This is a genomic window from Methylocystis sp. WRRC1, from assembly GCF_020733155.1.
Classification (GTDB): domain Bacteria; phylum Pseudomonadota; class Alphaproteobacteria; order Rhizobiales; family Beijerinckiaceae; genus Methylocystis.
In genome coordinates this window covers 2,127,785-2,146,691 of record NZ_JAJFZJ010000001.1, presented here as the reverse complement: position 1 = coordinate 2,146,691, position 18,907 = coordinate 2,127,785, and the positions used below count along the sequence as shown (strand labels likewise).

18 protein-coding genes are annotated in these 18,907 nt (G+C 67.0%); 14 read left to right on the top strand and 4 right to left on the bottom strand.

Annotated features, from left to right (window positions below; all coding sequences use genetic code 11):
* Positions 1-37: 37 nt before the first annotated feature.
* Entirely contained in the window at positions 38-472 is a 435-nt protein-coding gene (locus LG047_RS10375; RefSeq protein WP_227966560.1) for an FxsA family protein, read from the bottom strand.
* A 104-nt stretch (positions 473-576) separates the two neighbouring features.
* Between LG047_RS10375 and LG047_RS10370 the strand changes: the two genes are divergently transcribed.
* Genes LG047_RS10370 through LG047_RS10360 form a run of 3 tightly spaced genes read left to right on the top strand, consistent with a single transcriptional unit; the run spans position 577 to position 2,927 of the window.
* Positions 577-1,278, top strand: a complete 702-nt coding sequence (locus tag LG047_RS10370; protein ID WP_227966559.1) for a Tim44/TimA family putative adaptor protein — start codon at positions 577-579, stop codon at positions 1,276-1,278.
* Between the two features lie 3 nt (positions 1,279-1,281).
* On the top strand, positions 1,282-2,370 hold the full coding sequence (locus tag LG047_RS10365; RefSeq protein ID WP_227966558.1) for an MltA domain-containing protein: 1,089 nt from the start codon (positions 1,282-1,284) through the stop codon (positions 2,368-2,370).
* A complete protein-coding gene (locus tag LG047_RS10360; protein WP_227966557.1) occupies positions 2,367-2,927 on the top strand; it encodes a Smr/MutS family protein in 561 nt (186 codons plus the stop codon). Before LG047_RS10365 ends, LG047_RS10360 begins: the two co-directional genes overlap by 4 nt.
* On the opposite strand, the gene LG047_RS10355 is transcribed toward LG047_RS10360, so the two are convergent.
* The 3 genes from LG047_RS10355 to LG047_RS10345 all read right to left on the bottom strand — a co-directional run bounded on the left by LG047_RS10355 (position 2,921) and on the right by LG047_RS10345 (position 6,642).
* Entirely contained in the window at positions 2,921-4,315 is a 1,395-nt protein-coding gene (locus LG047_RS10355; protein ID WP_227966556.1) for a heme biosynthesis protein HemY, read from the bottom strand. The two genes, LG047_RS10360 and LG047_RS10355, sit on opposite strands and share 7 nt — an antisense overlap.
* A 15-nt stretch (positions 4,316-4,330) precedes the next feature.
* The gene (locus tag LG047_RS10350) at positions 4,331-5,686 is read right to left on the bottom strand and encodes a hypothetical protein (protein WP_227966555.1); all 1,356 of its coding nucleotides are present in this window, start codon (positions 5,684-5,686) and stop codon (positions 4,331-4,333) included.
* Between the two features lie 86 nt (positions 5,687-5,772).
* A complete protein-coding gene (locus LG047_RS10345) occupies positions 5,773-6,642 on the bottom strand; it encodes a CoA ester lyase (protein ID WP_227966554.1) in 870 nt (289 codons plus the stop codon).
* A 139-nt stretch (positions 6,643-6,781) separates the two neighbouring features.
* Here LG047_RS10345 and LG047_RS10340 point away from each other — a divergent pair, with 139 nt between their 5' ends.
* From LG047_RS10340 to LG047_RS10290, 11 genes are all read left to right on the top strand, one after another.
* Positions 6,782-7,492: a carbonic anhydrase gene (locus tag LG047_RS10340; protein WP_227966553.1), complete on the top strand. Its 711-nt coding sequence runs from the start codon at positions 6,782-6,784 to the stop codon at positions 7,490-7,492.
* A complete protein-coding gene (locus LG047_RS10335; RefSeq protein WP_227966552.1) occupies positions 7,489-8,394 on the top strand; it encodes a TIGR01459 family HAD-type hydrolase in 906 nt (301 codons plus the stop codon). Before LG047_RS10340 ends, LG047_RS10335 begins: the two co-directional genes overlap by 4 nt.
* Positions 8,395-8,444: 50 nt before the next feature.
* Positions 8,445-8,930, top strand: coding sequence for a MaoC family dehydratase (locus LG047_RS10330; protein WP_227966551.1), 486 nt, complete (start codon positions 8,445-8,447; stop codon positions 8,928-8,930).
* An 18-nt stretch (positions 8,931-8,948) separates the two neighbouring features.
* On the top strand, positions 8,949-9,902 hold the full coding sequence (locus tag LG047_RS10325; protein WP_036284467.1) for a bifunctional riboflavin kinase/FAD synthetase: 954 nt from the start codon (positions 8,949-8,951) through the stop codon (positions 9,900-9,902).
* 54 nt (positions 9,903-9,956) lie between these two features.
* Positions 9,957-10,244, top strand: a complete 288-nt coding sequence (locus LG047_RS10320) for a hypothetical protein (RefSeq protein ID WP_036284465.1) — start codon at positions 9,957-9,959, stop codon at positions 10,242-10,244.
* 206 nt (positions 10,245-10,450) lie between these two features.
* Complete coding sequence (gene ileS / locus LG047_RS10315) at positions 10,451-13,474, top strand: isoleucine--tRNA ligase (RefSeq protein WP_227966550.1); 3,024 nt, start codon at positions 10,451-10,453, stop codon at positions 13,472-13,474.
* Between the two features lie 169 nt (positions 13,475-13,643).
* Positions 13,644-15,071: a lipopolysaccharide biosynthesis protein gene (locus LG047_RS10310; RefSeq protein ID WP_227966549.1), complete on the top strand. Its 1,428-nt coding sequence runs from the start codon at positions 13,644-13,646 to the stop codon at positions 15,069-15,071.
* A 54-nt stretch (positions 15,072-15,125) separates the two neighbouring features.
* Positions 15,126-15,968 (top strand): rhomboid family intramembrane serine protease, encoded by an 843-nt coding sequence (locus LG047_RS10305; RefSeq protein ID WP_227966548.1) that lies wholly within the window; start codon positions 15,126-15,128, stop codon positions 15,966-15,968.
* A 159-nt stretch (positions 15,969-16,127) separates the two neighbouring features.
* Positions 16,128-16,874 (top strand): electron transfer flavoprotein subunit beta/FixA family protein, encoded by a 747-nt coding sequence (locus LG047_RS10300; protein WP_036284457.1) that lies wholly within the window; start codon positions 16,128-16,130, stop codon positions 16,872-16,874.
* A gap of 1 nt (position 16,875) precedes the next feature.
* A complete protein-coding gene (locus LG047_RS10295; protein ID WP_227966547.1) occupies positions 16,876-17,820 on the top strand; it encodes an electron transfer flavoprotein subunit alpha/FixB family protein in 945 nt (314 codons plus the stop codon).
* Between the two features lie 189 nt (positions 17,821-18,009).
* Positions 18,010-18,891, top strand: coding sequence for a 3-hydroxybutyryl-CoA dehydrogenase (locus LG047_RS10290; RefSeq protein ID WP_227966546.1), 882 nt, complete (start codon positions 18,010-18,012; stop codon positions 18,889-18,891).
* Positions 18,892-18,907 lie beyond the last annotated feature (16 nt).

Genomic DNA, 18,907 nt, shown 5'->3' with positions numbered 1-18,907 from the left:
ACGTCTCGTCGAGTGGAACAAGGCGAGCCGCGTCGCCTCATTTCGCGCCGGCCTTGCGCGGGGCGCGCCTCTTCTTGGTCACGACCTTCCATTCGCCCGGCTCCAGGTCGATGGTGCGCGGGTCCTTCGCCTTGCCGCGCTCCCGAATGCGCCGTGCGACGCTTTCCCGCACCGATGGGGATTTGAGCGCGAGCCCGACGAAATCGGAGGCGAAACCCGGAAGAATGAGCAGCAGCGCTCCCAGGGCCTGCATCGCGCCATCCAGAGTCGCGCCGCCGCGACTGGCCCCGCTCCGCCGCTCGCGCCAATAGGAAAGCAGGCGCTTAACGTCAGCGAGACCCAATGCGGTGGTCCCGAGACCTAGCGCAACCGTCGCCAGCACGCCCAAAGATTTGATGACGAGCGTGAAGGCCAGAATCTCCACAACGATCCAGGCGCCGATCGCGAAGCCCAGAAATTTCGATCTATTCACCGTCTTGCGGCCTCCGCGGGCTGCGGCGAAGCGCCCGACCCCTTGATTCGTGACATATCGGCCTCGACATGTTAGCCGACACCAAAGAGATTCGGGAGTGACCAATGGCGCCAACTGGCGAACCTTTCGATCCGTCGCTCGTCGTCTTTGCGGCGCTTGCTGTCTTCGTCATCTGGAAGCTGCGTTCCGTCCTAGGAGTGCGCGTCGATCGCGACGCTCCGCCGCCGGCGCAATTCCAGCCGAGGCGACCGTCGCCCGCCGGCGCCACGCCGCTACCCGGCGCCGCGCCGCTCGACGATGGCCCGGCCGCGAGGCGCAACGTCCCTGCGAGCTGGGAGGGCGTCGCCGAAAAGGGCGGCGCAGCCGCCTCCGGCCTCGACGCCATCGCCGCTGCGGACCCGCGTTTCGACGGCCAGGCTTTTCTGGAGGGCGCCCGGCGCGCCTATGACATGATAGTCTCGGCCTTCGCCAGGGGTGACCGCGACCAGTTGCGTCCGCTTCTTTCGAAGGAGGTTTTCGACGGCTTCGCCGACGAGATCGCTCGTCGCGAAGAGAAGGGCGAGACGCTGGAGACGGCCGTCATAGCCATCGATTCCGCGCTGGTGGAGTCGGCCCGCGCCGCGCCGCGGCTCAACGAGATCACCGTGCGCTTCGCAACACGGCTGATGAATCTGCGCCGCAACAAGGAAGGTGAGACGATCGAGGGCGGACATACGGTTCCGGTCGTCGAATTGTGGACCTTTGCGCGCGACCCGCGCGCCTCGGACCCGAACTGGAAACTCGTCGCGACGCGACCCGCAGAATAAGCGGTGCGCCGGCCTGAAGGTCTGTCGCCCGTCGCCTTCGAGGCGCTCGACGGTTTTACTCGCGACAGTCTCGATGAAGCCCTCGCGGCCTTTCGGCGCTCGGCCGTCCGGATTGTGACGGCGGAGACCGAACAGCGTCCCGCCCGCCAGCCGCCTCCCGGCCTCGTCGCGGCCTCACAAGCCGCACTTGAAGAGGCGAACCCCGAAGATTTCTTCCGGCGCTGGTTTCGGCCATTTCGGCTGAACCGCACGGGCTTCGTCACCGCCTATTACGAGCCCGAGGTCGAGGCGCGGCTCATGCCGGAGCCGGGCTTCGAGACGCCGATCCTGTCGCGACCGCCCGATCTCGTCACATTGAACGAAGCCCCCTTGCGGCTCCCGACCGGAGAGATCCTGACGAGCGCGCGCCGCGCGGCTGACGGAACGCTCGCGCCCTATCCCGACCGTCGCGCGATCGAGGAAGAAGGCGCCGCGACCGGCTCCCGGCCCATCGCCTTCGTGCGCGACGCGGTAGAGCTGTTTCTTATGCAGGTGCAGGGCTCGGCTCGGCTGCGGCTTCCGGACGGCGCGAGCCTCCCGCTCACCTATGACGGCCGCAACGGCTGGCCCTACACCTCCATCGGCAGGCTTCTGATCGAACGCGGGATCACGCCGGCTGGCGAAATGTCGCTCGAGACGATGAAAGCGACCCTGCGCCGTCTGGGAGCGGCCAGCGGCGAGCCCGGCCGGAAGCTGATGCAGGAAAACCGATCTTCTGTATTCTTCCGTATCGACGCGTCGAGCGACCGGCAGGTCGGCCCGATCGGCGGAGAGGGCTGCGCCCTCACGCCTCTGCGGTCCATCGCCGTCGATCGGTCGATCTGGTGCTATGGCCTGCCCTTCTGGATCGAAACCCGCGTTCCGTGGCAGGATGAAACGGAAGCGAAGCTGGAGCGGCTGATGATCGCGCAGGACACAGGGTCGGCTATTCTCGGGGCGGCCCGCGCCGATCTGTTCTTCGGCGCGGGAGACGCCGCCGGCCGGCGCGCCGGACTGGTGCGCCATCCGGCCGATTTCACCGTTTTCCTGCCGGTCGACGAGGCTGCGCCGTGAGCGAGGGGCCGCGCCGATACACCCGCCGGCTGTCGCACGCCGAGGCCGAGCTCTGGACGATCGTGACGGCCAATGTGCGGCCCTTTCATGCGCGCCCCGCCCCGCCGGTCGAAGCCGCGCCGACCCCGGCGAAGGAGCCGCCCCACAAGATTTCCGCGGCCGCGCCCAACCGCGACCGCCCGCCGCCGCCCCCGCGGCCCGCCGTCACGCCGCTCGTCGACATCGATCATCGCACGCGCGTCAAGATCAAGCGCGGGAGGCTGGAGGTCGACGCCAAGCTCGATCTGCATGGGATGCGGCAGGACGAGGCGCAGCGCGCCCTCACGTCCTTTCTGCGCCGCGCCCAGGCGGAAGGCGCGAAGGTGGCGATCGTCGTCACCGGAAAGGGTCTGTCGCGCGAGGAGGGCGGCGTGCTGAGGCGCGCCGTCCCCATGTGGCTGCAGTCGCCGCATCTGCGCGACGTCGTCGTCGGCTTCGGCGAGGCGGCGCGGCATCACGGCGGCGAAGGCGCGCTCTATGTGCGCATCCGCCGCGCGGATCGCGCCCGCGGTTACTGAGCGGCGCCGCCCGCGCCCGACGCGGGCGCTTCCAGCGACGCCGGCTGGCGGGCGAGGAAGGCGGCCGGAATGTTCGGCTGGCCCTCTTCGGTGAGGTGCTGGGCCGAATGGGGCGGGATCTTCCACTCGAAGGCGTCGAGCTTGCCGCTGACCGGCGAGATCGGCAGCCAGTGTTTCGAGACGACGCCGTCTGCGATCCAGGCGGGGTCGCGCGGCGCCCGCGATCCGCGCGCGAGCCATTCGCGCACCGGCCCGCTCGGGCCGTTCTGGGCGTCCTCTATTTCCGCCATCAGCAGGCAGGTGTGGGCCGTGGGGTGCTGACCCGCGGCGACGAGCGGCGCCAGCGCCTCGCGCGCTTTCGTGAAGTCGCGGGCCGAGAGCGCGGCCTGCGCGAGAATGTGGCGGCTCTCCGGAGCGTCGGGCGCGAGTCTGGCGAGTTTCTCGATGCGCGTGACGCGCTGGCTGTTCGACTCGTCGGGCAGCGCCTCGAAATAGACTTCCGCGAGATCGGGATGGGGCTTCGTCGCCCATACGGTCTCGATGAGCTTGAGCGCCTGTTTGCGGTCGCCATGGTGGATCAGCACGCGCGCGGCGGTTGCGGCCGCGGGCGGGAATCCGGGGCGGCGCTTCAGCGCCTGGCGGGCGAGGCGCAGCGCGTCGTGGGGATGCTCCCGCTCCTTCTCCATCGCCATTGCCGTCTCTATCACCGCCCGCAAATTCTGCGCGGTCGCGGCGTCGATCGCCTTGGCGGCGAGATTGGCCTCGACCGCCGCGCGGGCCTTCTCCCAGTCGCCCCCGGCGGCGTGATGTTCGAGCACGGCGGAGCCGGCCCAGGGGAGCGGGGCGATCTCATGGGCGGCCTTCGCGAAATGATGCGCCGCTTCCGCGTCCTGCCGCCGTTTAGCTTCGATGTGCAGGCCGCGCAGGCCCAGAAGTTTCGTCTCGGGTTTCAGCGTCATCTTGTGGAAGGCTTTCGCCGCCGCCTGATGGTCGCCGGAGAGCTGAGCCGCCTGCGCGTTGAGCATCTGCGTCAGCGGTTCGCCGGGCAGCAGGCGCTCGGCCAGCGCCGCGGCCTTTCGCGCGCGGGCGAGGTCGCCTGCTCCCACGGCGACAAGACCCTGCGAAATCACGTCGAGGCCCCGCTCCCGGCGCCGTTCGCGAGAGCCGCCGGCCATGCGGCGGGGCAGGCGAATCAGCGCCACGACGATCGCCCAGACCACGATGACGGTCGCGATCAGCAGCAGAAGGCCGGCGACCGCCACGGGGATCGACGCCTCCATGTGCCAGCCCGCGAATTCGAGCGTCAGAGAGCCAGGCTGCTCGATCAGCCATTCGAGGCCCAGGGCGACGACGGCCAGCGCGAGGATGAAGAAGAATAAAAACAGCATGGCTGGCGCTCTCGCTTATTTCTGGCCGCCCAGGGCGGCGATGGCGCTGTGCAGAAGATCGTCGGCGGCCTTAGCGGCGGCGATGCGCTGCTGAAGCATTTCGCCGAATTCCTTCCCCTCGGCCTGCGCCGCCTCCGGCAGGCTCTCGAAAGCCGCCTGCGCCGCCGCGAAGTCGCCGTGGACGAGCGCGGCGTCGATCTTGTCGAGCTTCCCGTCGACCGTTTCCGGATGCGGCTGGCCGGTGGGATGGACTTTCACGAGCTTGCTCGCGCCATGCAGGAGATGCTCGGCCAGATCCCCGCCCGCATGATTTTCGGCGGCGCGCAGGCGTTTGGCGATCGGCGCGAAAGTTTCGCGCAACTGCGCTCCCGTCGGGGCGCCCTTCTCCGCCATGGGCGAGAGACTTGCGATCACGCCCGCGTCCGCGCCGAGGCGGGTCAGCGCCGCGATTTCGTCGGCGTAGGGGCGCCCCGCCTCGAGCTCGCGCTGGAGCGTGAAGGCGACCACCACGGTCGTGGCGGCGCCGTCCGCCGCGGGCGCTTTCGGCGCCTCGGCCTCGGGCGCGGCGCGGGTCTCGTTCTTGGGCGAGTCCAGACGGTCGGCAAGCGCCTTGAGCTGATCGCCGAGCGCGTCGATGCGCCCCTCTAGCGCCGAACTCATCTCCTCGGCCGTGAAGCCGCCGGCGTCGGCGGGAGCCGTTGCTCCGGGCGCGGCGGCCCTGCCTGATTTCGCGGCCTCCGCCGCCGCCAGGGCCGATTCGGCGACTTGCAGCGCCTTGCGCGCCAGCTCGTTGGAGGCCTCGACGGTGGCCTCGACGCGCGCTTCGAGCGCGACGGCGTCGGCGGCGGAAAAAGCCGGTTGTGCGGGGGCGGCCGGCGCCTCGGGAGCCTTCTCGACGCGCTCCGGCGCTTTCACCGGCTCTGGAGCCTTGACCGGCTCCGGCGCCTTCACGGGTTCGGGGGCTTTGACCGGCTCCGGCGCTTTTTCGGGTTCGGGCGATTGCGCGAGCGGCGCCGCCCGATAGGTCGTGACCTTCGAGCCCTTGGCCGGCTTGGTCTCGCCCATCAGCTCCGCGAGGCTGGCCTGCGCCTTGTCGAGCGCCGATTGCGCTTCGCCGACGCCGCTTTCGACATAGTCCGCCACGAGGCGGATGCGCGGATCCTTATCCTTGAAAATCAGCGCGCCATAGCCGCCCGCGCCGATCGCGATCAGGAGCAGCAGCGCGGAACCGAAGAGTTTTACGAGCAGACCACCGCCGCGCCGCGCCGGGACGGGCGGCTTTCGGGGCGCTTCCGGCGTCTTTCCGGCGTCGCCGGCTCCGCCCTCCACCGCTGGAACATTATCCTTCTCGTCGGCGTCGGGTCCGGCCATGGTCGAAATCCTCGCAGTTTGGCGAAAACTATAATGGAGCCCGGGCGCCTGCGAAACAGGCTTGCGCCCGGCGGCTGCGGTCGCGTTCAGCCCGCGGCGGCCATCAGCTCGAGGGTGCGGCGGGCGATGTCGAGATGCAGGCGCTCGACCATCTTGCCGTCGATCTGCACGACGCCCTTCTCGGCGTTTTCCGGCTCGTCGAAGATCGCGATGATCCTGCGGGCGAAATCCACCTCCTCGGCGCTCGGGGCGAAAATCTCGTTCACCGGGCCGATCTGGTTCGGATGGATGAGCATCTTGCCGTCGAAGCCCATGTCGCGGCCCTGCTCCGCCTCGCGGCGAAGCCCCGCTTCGTCGTTGAAGTCGTTGTAGATGCCGTCGATGATTTCGATATTGTGAACGCGCGCGGCGAGAACCCCCGCCGAAAGCCAGGAAAGCAGCGCCGGCCGGCCGGGCGTGAGCCGCGCCCGGGTCGATTTGGCGATGTCATTGGGCCCGAGCACCAGCACTTCGAGCCGCGACGCCGGATCGTCGGCGGCGCTGGCGATCTTCTCGATGTCGAAGATGGCGCGCGGCGTCTCGATCATCGCCCAGAGCCTTGTCCTGAGCGGCGCGCCGGCGGCGACGATGTCGGCGGCGGCCTTCAGAATGTCGTCGCGCGAATTGACCTTGGGGATGACGATGGCGTCCGGCCCCGTGGGCGCGATGGCGGCGACGTCGGGCTTGTACCATTCCGAGCCGCGGGCGTTGACGCGCACGACGACCTGACGCGCGCCATAGCCGCCGCCCGAGACGGCGGCGGCGACCTGCTCGCGAGCCATGGCCTTGGCCGACTCCGCGACGCCGTCCTCGAGTTCGAACATCAAAACGTCGGCGGGAAGGCTCTTGCCCTTCTCCAGCGCGCGGGCGTTGGAGCCCGGCATCGCCAGGACGCTGCGTTTCAATTTCGAAATCATATCGGGCTCCGAACAGGTTATCTTGCAGGCTCGATCTTCTCTTGCCTTGCCGCCCCGTCTACACAATAAGAGGCTGTTCCGCCATCCGCATGAGAGAATTTCGCGGTCGCGGCGTTCTCCAGACGGACGGAGGTCGAGATTGGCGGTCCCGGAAGAAACACCCATCGGCGGGCCGCCGCAGCATCTTCTCGAAGGCTACGAGAGTTTTCTCGCCGGCCGTTTCGTCGCCGAATATGACAAGTTCCGGGAGCTCGCCAAGGGCCAGACCCCGAGAACCATGATCGTCAGCTGCAGCGATTCGCGCGTCGCGCCGGAGGCGATCTTCGGCGCGGGGCCGGGCGAATTGTTCGTGCTGCGCAACGTCGCCGCGCTCGTGCCCCCCTATGAGCCGGACGACCATCATCACGGGGCCTCGGCGGCGCTGGAATACGCCGTGATGGCGCTGAAGGTGGAGCATGTCGTCGTGCTGGGCCACGGCCTCTGCGGCGGCGTGCGCGCCTATGCCGAAAGCATCGCGCGGCCCGAGACGCCCCCCTTGAGCCACAGCGACTTCATCGGCGACTGGATCAAGATGCTGGCGCCGGCCGCGGAGCGGCTCGGCTTTGCGCCCAATCCCGACGATCCGCGATACATAGAGCGGCTGGAGTTCGAAGCCATCAAACAGACCCTGCGCAATCTGCGCACCTTCCCGATGGTGCAGGTGCTGGAGCACCACAAACACCTGACGTTGCATGGCGCGCTGTTCCGCATTTCCGACGGCCGGCTGTTCTGGCTCCAGGAGCAGACCGGCGCCTTTCTGCCCGTCGGCGAAAGAGCCTACGCCGCGGCCTTCACAGAGGCGCGGTTTTGACGCCCGTTCAGTCGCCCGTGGCGGATATTCCCGTGATCGAGGGCCTTCACGAAATCGCCGGTCGCTATGACGCGCTCCTTTGCGACGTCTGGGGCGTGCTGATCGACGGCAAGCGTCATTTTCCGCGCGCCGCCGAAGCGTTGCGGCGCTTTCGCGCGAAGGGCGGTTCGGTCGTCCTCATCACCAACGCCTCGCGCCCCGATGACGAAGTCCGACGCCAGCTTCTCGGCCTCGGCCTGCCTGAAGACTGTTTCGACGATCTCGTCTCGGCGGGCGAGCTGACGCTTCGGGGCATGCTCGCCCGCGAGGGGCAGGCCTGCTACCACCTCGGCCCGCCGCGCGACAACGGTCTCTTCGAGGAGGCGGGACGGCGCCTCGGCGCTCCCATCCGCAAGGTCGGGCCGCAAGAAGCGGACTACATCGTCTGCACCGGGCTTTTCGCCGAGCGCGAGGAGACGCCGCAGGATTACGATCCGGGCCTGAAGACGCTCGCGGCGCGCGGGCTCGAAATGCTCTGCGCCAATCCCGACATCGTCGTCGCCATCGGCGACGACATCGTCTACTGCGCCGGGGCGCTCGCCGAGCGATACGCCATATTCGGCGGTCGGGTCGCCATGTTCGGCAAGCCGCATCCGCCGATCTACGCCGCCGCGATGGAGCGCCTGGCCGGCCTGCGGGGCGCGCCGCTGGAGAAATCGAGGATCCTCGCGGTCGGCGACGGCGCCGTCACGGATCTGGCCGGCGCGGGGCGCGCCGGGCTCGACTGCCTCTTCATCACGGAAGGCGTGCATGCGCTGGAGCTGCGCCCGACGGGCGAGGATCTCGACCCGCTGGCGCTCGCGCGGCTGATCGAGGTCGCGGGCGCGCGTCCTGTCGCTTTGGCTCGCGAAGTTTTCTGGTAAAAGGGTGCGGGCGCTTCGCCCCAACTCCGCGCAACAATCCGGTGAAACCCATGTCGACGCCGTTCAAAATCTATTATTTCGAGGATCTGAGCGTCGGCATGCGCGAGACGCTGATGAAGGCGGTGATGGACGACGACGTGATCGCCTTCGCCGATCTGTCGGGCGACCGCAATCCGATCCATCTGTCGGATCACTTCGCCTCCAAGACGCGCTTCGGCGAACGCATCGTCCATGGCCTCTACACGGCCTCGCTGATCTCGACCGTCATCGGCATGTATCTGCCCGGCCCGGGCGCGGTCTATCTTTCGCAGACCCTGAACTTCCGGGCGCCCGTAAAAATCGGCGACGTCATCACTGTCGTGGTCGAGGTCGTGGAGCTCGTCGAGAAGGGCCGCCGCGCCAAGCTCAAATGCGAGTGTCTCGTCGACGGCAAGGTGGTGCTCGATGGCGAGGCGACGGTGATGGTGCCTTCGCGCGAACAGGCGGCGCGCGCCGCCGCGCCGGCGGCGCCAGCGGAGAAGCCGGCGTCGGCCTGACGCCGATCGGCCCCCGCCGTGACCGATCCTTCCTTCATCGTCGCGCGCGACCCTGCCTCTCCGCCCGCGGGGCTCGACGGCGCCGTCGCGGCGCTCGGCAATTTCGACGGGCTGCATCGCGGGCATCGCGGCGTGGTCGCCCGCGCGCAGGCGCTGGCGAAAAAGCTCGGCAAGCCCTGCGCGCTGCTGACCTTCGAGCCGCATCCCGCGGACGTCTTCGCCGGCCAATCGGTGATCTTCCGCCTCACGCCTCCCGACGCCAAGGCGGCCCAGGCCGCCCGCCTCGGGCTCGACGGCATGATCGTCCTTACTTTCGACAGGGCCTTCGCCGCCCGGCCGGCGCGGGAGTTCACGGAGGAAATTCTGGTGAAACGGCTCGGCCTTTCGGCGGTCGTCGCCGGCTATGACTTCCGCTTCGGCGCGGGCCGCGAGGGCGGGCCGGAATTTCTTGTCGCGGAGGGGAATCGGCTCGGCTTCGCCGTCGAGATCGTCGACCGAATCACCCAGGACGAGGACGGCAGTCTCGAAGCCGTCTCTTCCACGGCGACGCGGGAGCTTCTGGAGAAGGGCGACGTGGCCGCGGCGCGCCGCCTTCTCGGCCACCCCTATTTCGTGCTGGGCCGGGTGCGTCACGGCGACAAACGCGGCAGGCTTCTGGGCTTCCCCACCGCCAATATCGCGCTCGATCCCTCGAACCGGCTGCGTCACGGCATTTACGCCGTTACGCTTCAGGCGGACGGCGTCACTCGTGACGGCGTCGCCAATTTCGGCCGGCGCCCCACATTCGACAATGGCGCGCCGCTGCTCGAAGTCTTCGTCTTCGATTTCGACGGCGATCTCTACGGCAAGGAAGTCGAGGTGGCCTTTTACGGCTTCATCCGCGGCGAGGAAAAGTTCGACAGCGTCGAGGCGCTGATCGACCGGATGCATGACGACAGCGACAGGGCGCGGGAAATCCTCGCGAGACGATAGAAGTTTGCCACCATGCTCCGGCGGCTTATCTTATGAGCGAGACAGGAGCCCGCCATGAGCGAAGAAAAGCGCGATATCGAGATCATACCGCCCGGCGAGGAATTCCGCGACGAGACCTCCTCGCGCATCTGGATTTCCACCGGCGGCGGCGAGGTGAAATTCGTCAGGCTCGGGCCGTTCGGCAGCCTGATGGTCGGCCTCGGCCTCCTTCTCCTGCTGGCGCTCGGCTTCTTCTTCCTTTCCGGCCTGTTCCTCATCCTCGTTCCGGTCGCGGCCGTGCTGGGACTGGGCGCCTGGTTCTCCGGGCTCATCGGCGGCGGGTCGAACAGGCGGTTACGCTGATTTTTCCGCTTTGCGGCCGCGCCTGCGCTTGATAGACAACGGCATGGTCATTGTTCGCGCGTCACGAATCGCCGGCCCGGCCCGCGCTCGGGATTGATTTCGCGCGGGGTCCGGGGTCGGGCGCATTGGCGCTTTTTCTTCAAATCCTCTATGTGACCCGAACCTTGCCGGCGGCGTCGCCGCGGCTGATGACCGGTTTTTGAGCGATGAACGACACTCCCAAAGGGCCCGACTATTCGAAAAGCCTCTATCTTCCGGTCACGGAATTTCCGATGCGCGCGGGATTGCCCCAGCGCGAGCCCGAGTTCCTGAAGCGCTGGGAAGAAATCCGCCTCAACGAAAAGATGCGCGAGGCGGCGAAGGGCCGCCCGAAATTCACGCTACATGACGGCCCGCCCTACGCCAACGGCAACATCCATATCGGCCACGCGCTCAACAAGATCCTCAAGGACGTGGTGACGCGCAGCCAGCGCATGACCGGCAAGGACTGCGTCTATGTGCCGGGCTGGGACTGCCATGGCCTGCCGATCGAATGGAAGATCGAGGAAGAGAACTACCGCGCCAAGGGCAAGAAGAAGCCCGACTTCGCGCAGCCAGAGGAAATGGTCGCCTTCCGCCGCGAATGTCGCGCCTATGCGGAGCATTGGCTTTCCGTGCAGCGCGAGGAGTTCAAGCGCCTCGGCGTCGCCGGCGAGTGGGATCGTCCCTATGCGACAATGGCCTATCCCGCCGAGGCGATCATCGCCCGCGAGATCATGAAATTCGCGGAGAATGGCCTGCTCTATCGCGGCTCCAAGCCCGTGATGTGGTCGGTCGTCGAGAAGACCGCGCTCGCTGAAGCGGAAGTCGAATATGAGGATCACACCAGCGACATGGTGTGGGTGGCGTTCCCCATCCCGCGCGGCGCGGAAGGCGACCTCTCCGATGCGCGCGTGGTCATCTGGACGACGACGCCCTGGACGCTGCCGGGCAATCGCGCGATCTCCTTTTCCTCGAAGATCGACTATGGCCTCTACCACGTCACCCATGCGCCGGAGAACAATTGGGCGCTGCCGGGCTCGAAATTCATCCTCGCCGACAAGCTGGCGAATGAAGTGTTCAAGGCCGCCAAGGTCGACGCCTATGAGCGCCTGCATGACGTTCCCGCCGCGATGCTGAGCGGGCTCGTCTGCGCCCATCCCCTCGCGCATCTGGGTTACGATTTCGACGTGCCGCTCTTCGACGGCGACCATGTCACCGACGACACCGGCACCGGTTTCGTGCACACGGCGCCGGGACATGGCCGCGAGGACTTCGACATCTGGATGACGAACGGCCGCCGCCTCGCCGAGGCGGGAATCGATGCGCGCATTCCCTATACGGTCGACGAGGACGGCTTCTATACGAAGGAAGCGCCGGGCTTCGAAGGCAAACGCGTCATCACCGACAAGGGCGACAAGGGCGACGCCAATGAATCGGTGATTCAGGCCCTCGTGACCGCGGGCAATCTCATCGCGCGCGGCAGACTCAAGCATCAATATCCGCATTCCTGGCGCTCGAAGAAGCCGGTCATCTTCCGCAACACGCCGCAATGGTTCATCGCGATGGACAAGCCGTTCTCGCAATCGAACCCTCATCCTGACGAGGCGCGCGCTTCGCAAGCTCCTCAGGATACGGATCGCGGAAATCGGCCGACGCTGCGCGCCATCGCTCTGGAAGAGATCGCGCGCACGCAATGGACGCCAGCGGCCGGCGAGAATCGTATCCGCGGCATGATCGCCAATCGTCCCGACTGGGTCGTCTCGCGCCAGCGCGCCTGGGGCGTGCCGATCGCGGTCTTCGTGAAGAAGGGAACGCACGACATTCTCGTCGATCCGCGCGTCAACGCCCGCATCGTCGAGGCTTTCGAGAAGGAAGGCGCCGACGCCTGGTACGAGACCGGCGCCGCCGCGCGTTTCCTCGCGCCTGAATATGATCCCGCTGATTACGAGAAAGTCTCCGACGTTCTCGACGTGTGGTTCGACTCGGGCTCCACGCACGCCTTCGTGCTGGACGATCCGGCGAACTTTCCCGCGCTAGCCGGAATCAACCGCAAGCGCGATGGCGGCGCCGATGAGGTGATGTATCTCGAAGGCTCCGACCAGCATCGCGGCTGGTTCCATTCCTCGCTTCTCGAAAGCTGCGGCACGCGCGGGCGCGCGCCCTATGACGCCGTGCTGACGCATGGCTTCGTGCTCGACGAGAAGGGACGCAAGATGTCCAAGTCGCTCGGCAATGTCGTCGCGCCACAGAAGGTGATCGCGGACTCGGGCGCCGACATTCTGCGCCTGTGGGTCGCGGCGTCCGACTATGCCGACGATCTGCGCGTGGGTCCGGAAATTCTCAAGACCTTCGTCGAACTCTATCGCAAATTGCGCAACACGCTGCGCTGGATGCTGGGCACGCTCGCGCATTACGAATCGGGCGACGACGCCGCGCTCGAACATGCGGGCGAACTCGAACGTCTCATGCTGCATCGTCTCGTCGAGATGGACGCCGCTGTCCGCTCCGCCTATGCGGCATTCGATTACAAGAAGGTCGTGGCGCTTCTCACGCCCTTCATGACAAGCGATCTCTCCGCCTTCTATTTCGACATCCGCAAGGACACGCTCTATTGCGAGCCGCCGTCGAGCGTGAAGCGCAAGGCGGCCCTCGCCGTGATCGAGCGGATCTTCCGCTGCGTGACGACATGGCTCGCGCCGATTCTCGTCTTCACGGCGGAAGAGGCGTGGCTCGCGCGCTATCCCGATGCGACGTCGGTTCATGTCGAGAGCTTCCCCGACGTCCCGTCGCATTGGCGCGACGAGGCGCTGGCCAAGAAGTGGGAGGGCGTGCGCGCCGTCCGCTCGGTCGTCACCGGCGCGCTGGAAATCGAGCGCGCGCAGAAGCGCATTGGCTCCTCGCTCGAAGCGGCTCCGACAGTCTATATTTCCGACGCCAAGCTGCGCATCGATCTCGACGGCGTGGATTTCGCGGAAATCTGCATCGTTTCGGATATTCGCATCGAATCCGGCGATGGTCCCGCAGATGCGTTCCGTCTGCCCGAGGTCGCGAATGTGGCGGTGGTCCCCAATCGCGCATCGGGCGTGAAATGCGCGCGCTCATGGAAATATTTCGACCCGGCGACCGCCGATCCGGAATATCCGGGCGTCACCCGCCGCGACGCTCAGGCGCTGCGCGAGTTGCAGGCGCTCGGCCGCTGGAGCGCCTGACGGGTCGCATGAAAAGGCTGCGAGCGCGTCCCGTTCCCTCCCTGTCGCGCTCCTGCGCGGCGGGCAGGCGACGACTCGCAATCAGCGTGAACGGGAGTCCCCGCGAAGGCGGCGCGCCGGCGCCGTCCGCCGCGAAGCCGGGCAGGGTCGGGGAGGGGACAGCCGTCAAGTGAAAGTCCTCCTCGCCTTTCTCGTCAACACGATCACCAATTTCTTCATCGGCCTCGTGGTCGCGAAATTTCTCGGCCCCGAGGAATACGGCCGCTTCGCGCTCGCCTTCGCCATCGCCGTCGTCGTCCAGACGGCGCTCTACGACTGGCTGAGGCTTTCGGCGACGCGCTTCTATTCCGAGCGCACGCGCGACAGCGCGCCGGCGGTGCGCGCCACGATGGACGCGTCCTTTCTCGGCGTCACGCTTTTTCTCTTCCTCAGCACGGGGCTCTACGCGCTGATCGGTCCCGAGCTCGATTTCGAAAGCGACCTCATCCTTCTCGCGCTGCTCACCGCGACGGCGAACGGCCTGTTCGATTATTCGACCGCGCTGGCCCGCGCGCGCTTTCACGACCACGCCTACGGGCGGCTGCTGTTCGTCAAGAACGCCCTCGCGCTCGTTCTCATCGGCGGCGGCGCCTTTCTGTTTCATTCGGCGAGCGTCGCGCTCGCCGGCGGCGTCGCGAGCCTGTTCGGCACGGTGCTCTTCACCCGCGCCGCGCTGCGCGATCCTGGCGCCCCCTTCCGCGCGGCGGAGCTGCAGACGACGAAATGGCTCGTCGCCTACAGCGCGCCCATCGTCGCCGCGCATCTCCTCTATCAGGCGATGCCGCTCGCCTCGCGCTCGATCGTCGCCAGCGTCTACGACTTTGCGGAGACGGGGCAGTTTTCGCTCGCCTATGATCTCGGCATGCGCGCGGTCATGGCCTTCGGCTCGGCGTTGGACGTGCTGCTGTTCCAGATCGCCGTGGCGGCGCATGAGGAGCATGGCGAGGACCGGGCCAAGGAGCAGGTCGCGCGCAACATGAGCGTCGTCTTCGTCTTCCTTCTGCCGGCCTGCGTGGGGCTTTGGCTCGTCATGCCCTCGGTCGAGGCGCTGATCGTGCCGGGGCAGTTTCGCGGACCCTTCGGCCATTATCTCGGCCTGCTGCTGCCCGGCCTCTTCGCCATGGGCTTCATGAGCTTCGGGATCAATCCCGTGTTCCAGATCGAAAAGCGCACCGCGCCGCTGATCGTCGCGGCGGTCGCCGCCGTCGTCGTGTCGCTGGCGCTGCTTTTCGTGCTGCCCTGGGGACGGGACGCGTCCAATCTCGCGATTGCGCAGGCGGGCGGCTATCTCGCCGCGCTTGCCGTCACGATCTATTATGCGCTGCGCGCGCAGCCGGTCTGGCCGTCCTTCTGGGACGTCTTCGCGGCGCTGGTGGCGACCGGCGTGATGTATCTCGCGCTGGCGCCGATGCGGGCTTTCGAGCCCGGCTTCTTCACGATGCTCCTGCAGATCGGAACGGGCGCGGCGATTTACGGCGTCATGGTCGTCATTTTCGACATCGCCGGCCTGCGCAGCATCGCCCTCGCCCTGTTGCGCCCGCTCATCGCGCGGGCGTGACAGGCGAAAAAGCGCGCCTATGTTAGAGTTCGGCCGAATGAGGAGGAACGCGCGATGGTGATGCCGCTTTACGACGACGCGCCCATGCGGCGTCTGCGCCGGCCAATCGTCAACTGGACGCTGATCGCGCTCAATGTCATCGTCTTTCTCCTCGTCTACAGCGAGGCGTTCGGCGATCCCCTGACGCTCATCCGGGGTTTCGCGGTCATTCCGCGCGTGCTTTTCGGCGAGGCGACGCTCGCGGACTGGATCGTCGGCCCGCCGGCGCCGCTGACGCTGCTGACGTCGCTGTTCTTCCACTCCTCGGTGCTGCATATCGCGAGCAACATGCTCTTTCTCTACGTCTTCGGCGACAATGTCGAAGACGCGATGGGCTCGCTGCATTATCTGCTCTTCTACCTCTCCTGCGGCGTCGGCGCGGGTGTGTTTTATGTCTACACGACGCCGGATTCGATCGCGCCGCTGATCGGCGCCTCGAGCGCGATTTCGGGCGTTTGCGTCGCCTTTCTGCTGCTCTATCCGCACGCGACCGTAACGGGCTTCTTTCCGCCGCTGACCATGCTGCTGATGCCGGTCTGGTTCGTGGCGCTCTTCGACCGTTCGCGCGCGCCCAACAGCCGGATCCTCGGCCTCAGGCCGCCGCTCTTCTCCTTCCACGCCTCCGCCTTTCTTTTCATCGGCGCATGGATCCTGATCCAGCTGCTCAATGCGACCGGCGGGGGCGAGGGCCGCGTCGCCTGGATGGCCCATGTCGGCGGCATTGTGGTGGGGCTGATCCTGACGCCGTTTTTCAAGCGCCGCAGCCATCCGCTCTTCGACCGCGGGCCGCGACAGCCGCCGCCGCCCGCGCCCCCGCAGGATCTTCCGCCGCCGGCGGATGCGAAGACCGAAGGCTGACGGGAAAGCGCCCGCGTCGCCGGGTCTCGCCTTCGACTTGACATCCCCGTTTGACTTGGGAACGCGCCCCCGTTACCAGACCGCGCAAAGGTTCCAGCAAAGAAAGGGACGCGCGCGCGTTCCGACACGCAAGGGCGGATTTCGCCAGGGGGTCGCACGATGAAGATTCTCGTGCCCGTGAAGCGGGTGGTCGATTACAATGTCAAAATCCGGGTCAAGCCCGACGGCTCGGGCGTCGATCTCGCCAATGTGAAGATGTCGATGAACCCCTTCGACGAAATCGCCGTCGAAGAGGCGCTGCGCCTGAAGGAAGCCGGCAAGGCGACGGAAGTCGTCGTCGTCTCGATCGGACCGGCCAAGGCGGACGAGACCCTGCGCACCGGCCTCGCCATGGGCGCCGACCGCGGCATCCTCGTGAAGACCGACGAGACCGTCGAGCCGCTCGCCGTCGCCAAGATCCTCGCCAAGATCGTCGCCGAGGAGCAGCCCGGCCTCGTCATTCTCGGCAAGCAGGCGATCGACGACGATTCGAACCAGACCGGCCAGATGCTCGCCGCTCTGCTGGGCTGGGGCCAGGGCACTTTCGCCTCGAAGGTCGAACTCGCCGACGGCTCCGTGGACGTGACCCGCGAGATCGACGGCGGCCTCCAGACGGTGAGCCTGAAGCTCCCCGCGATCGTCACGACGGACCTGCGCCTCAACGAGCCGCGCTACGCCAGCCTGCCGAACATCATCAAGGCGAAGAAGAAGGAGGTCGCCGTCAAGGCGCCCGCCGATTACGGCGTCGACATCACGCCGCGCCTCGAAGTGCTGAAGACCGCCGAACCCGCGACCCGCTCGGCGGGCGTGAAGGTCGGCTCCGTCGCCGAACTCGTCTCGAAGCTCAAGGAAGCGGGAGTTCTGTAAGATGACGATTCTGCTTCTCGCCGAAACCGCCAATGGCGCCCTCGCGCCCGCGACCGCCAAGGCGCTCACCGCCGCCCAGCAGATCGGCGGCCCGATCCATATTCTCGTCGCCGGCCCCGGCCTGAAGGCCGCCGCCGACCAGGCCGCGAAGCTCGCGGGCGTGGAGAAGGTCCTCTACGCCGAGGACGCCGCGCTCGACCATGTGCTCGCCGAGCCGGTCGCGGCGCTCATCGTCGGCCTCGCCGGCTCCTATGACGTGATCATGGCCCCCTCGACCAGCGCGACGAAAAACGTGCTGCCGCGCGTCGCCGCGCTCCTCGACGTGGCGCAGGTCTCGGACATCATCAAGGTCGTGTCGGCCGACACTTTCGAGCGCCCGATCTACGCCGGCAACGCCGTGCAGACGGTCCGCGCCAAGGACGCTAAAAAGGTGATCACCGTCCGCACGACGGCTTTCGCCGCCGCCCCCGAGGGCGGCTCGGCGGCCGTCGAGTCGATCGGCGCCGCCGCCAATCCGGGCGTGTCGTCCTTCAAGAGCGAGGAGCTTGCGAAGTCCGAGCGTCCCGAGCTGACGTCCGCGCGGATCATCATCTCCGGCGGCCGCGCGCTCGGCTCGGCGGAGAATTTCCACAAGGTGCTCGATCCGGTCGCCAACAGGCTCAACGCCGCCATCGGCGCCTCGCGCGCGGCGGTCGACGCGGGCTATGCGCCCAACGATCTGCAGGTCGGCCAGACCGGCAAGGCCGTGGCCCCGGAGCTCTACATCGCCGTCGGCATTTCCGGCGCGATCCAGCATCTCGCCGGCATGAAGGACTCCAAGGTCATCGTCGCGATCAACAAGGACGAAGAGGCGCCGATCTTCCAGGTGGCCGACTACGGCCTCGTGGCGGATCTTTTCCAGGCCGTGCCGGAGCTCGACGCCGAACTCGCCAAGATGGGGCGCTGAGCGGCGATCATTTTCGCTCCCCGCTCCCGCCCCGGCGGGGCGGGGAGACGATCCAAAACGGGTTACCGGCCAAGTTTTCCGGTTTTCTTTCGAACCGAACGCGCGTTATATTGCAGTGCGGCGACGACTGTTTTGCAATGCAGTCGTCCCAGATCGCCGCAGCGGTCCTCTCGCAATGGTGTTCGAACAATGAGCTTCGAGATTCGCAAGGTTGGCGTCATCGGCGCGGGCCAGATGGGCAAGGGCATCGCGCATGTCTGCGCGCTCGCCGGATACGACGTCGCCATCAATGACGTCACGCCCGAACGGATCGCCGCCGGCATCGAGGACATCGGCGTTCAGATGCGCAAATCCGCCGAGCGCGGCCATCTCGACGCGAGCCTCATCGCTCCCGCCCTGCCGCATATTTCTGCCGCGCCGGCGATTCAGGACTTCCGCGACTGCGACATCGTGATCGAGGCGGCGACCGAGAATGAGGAGGTCAAGCGCAAGATCCTCACCGACGTCGCGCTGGTCGTGAAGCCCGACGGCATCATCGCCTCCAACACCTCGTCGATCTCGATCACGCGGCTCGCCTCCATCACCGGCCGGCCGGAGCGCTTCATCGGCATCCACTTCATGAATCCGGTCCCGCGGATGCAGCTCGTGGAGCTCATCCGCGGCATCGCGACGGACGACGCGACCTTCGAGGAGGCGAAGGCCTTCTGCGCTAGGCTCGGCAAGACGGTCACCGTTTCCGAGGATTTCCCGGCCTTCATCGTCAACCGCATCCTGCTGCCGATGATCAACGAGGCGATCTACACGCTCTACGAGGGCGTGGGCTCGGTCGAGGCGATCGACACGGCGATGAAGCTCGGCGCCAATCATCCGATGGGTCCGCTGCAGCTCGCCGATTTCATCGGCCTCGACACCTGCCTCTCCGTGATGCAGGTGCTTCATGAAGGGCTGGCCGACACGAAATACCGCCCCTGCCCGCTGCTGGTGAAATATGTCGAGGCCGGCTGGCTCGGAAAGAAGACGCAGCGCGGCTTCTACGACTACCGCAGCGGCACGCCGACGCCGACGCGGTGATCAATTCGGGGGGGGG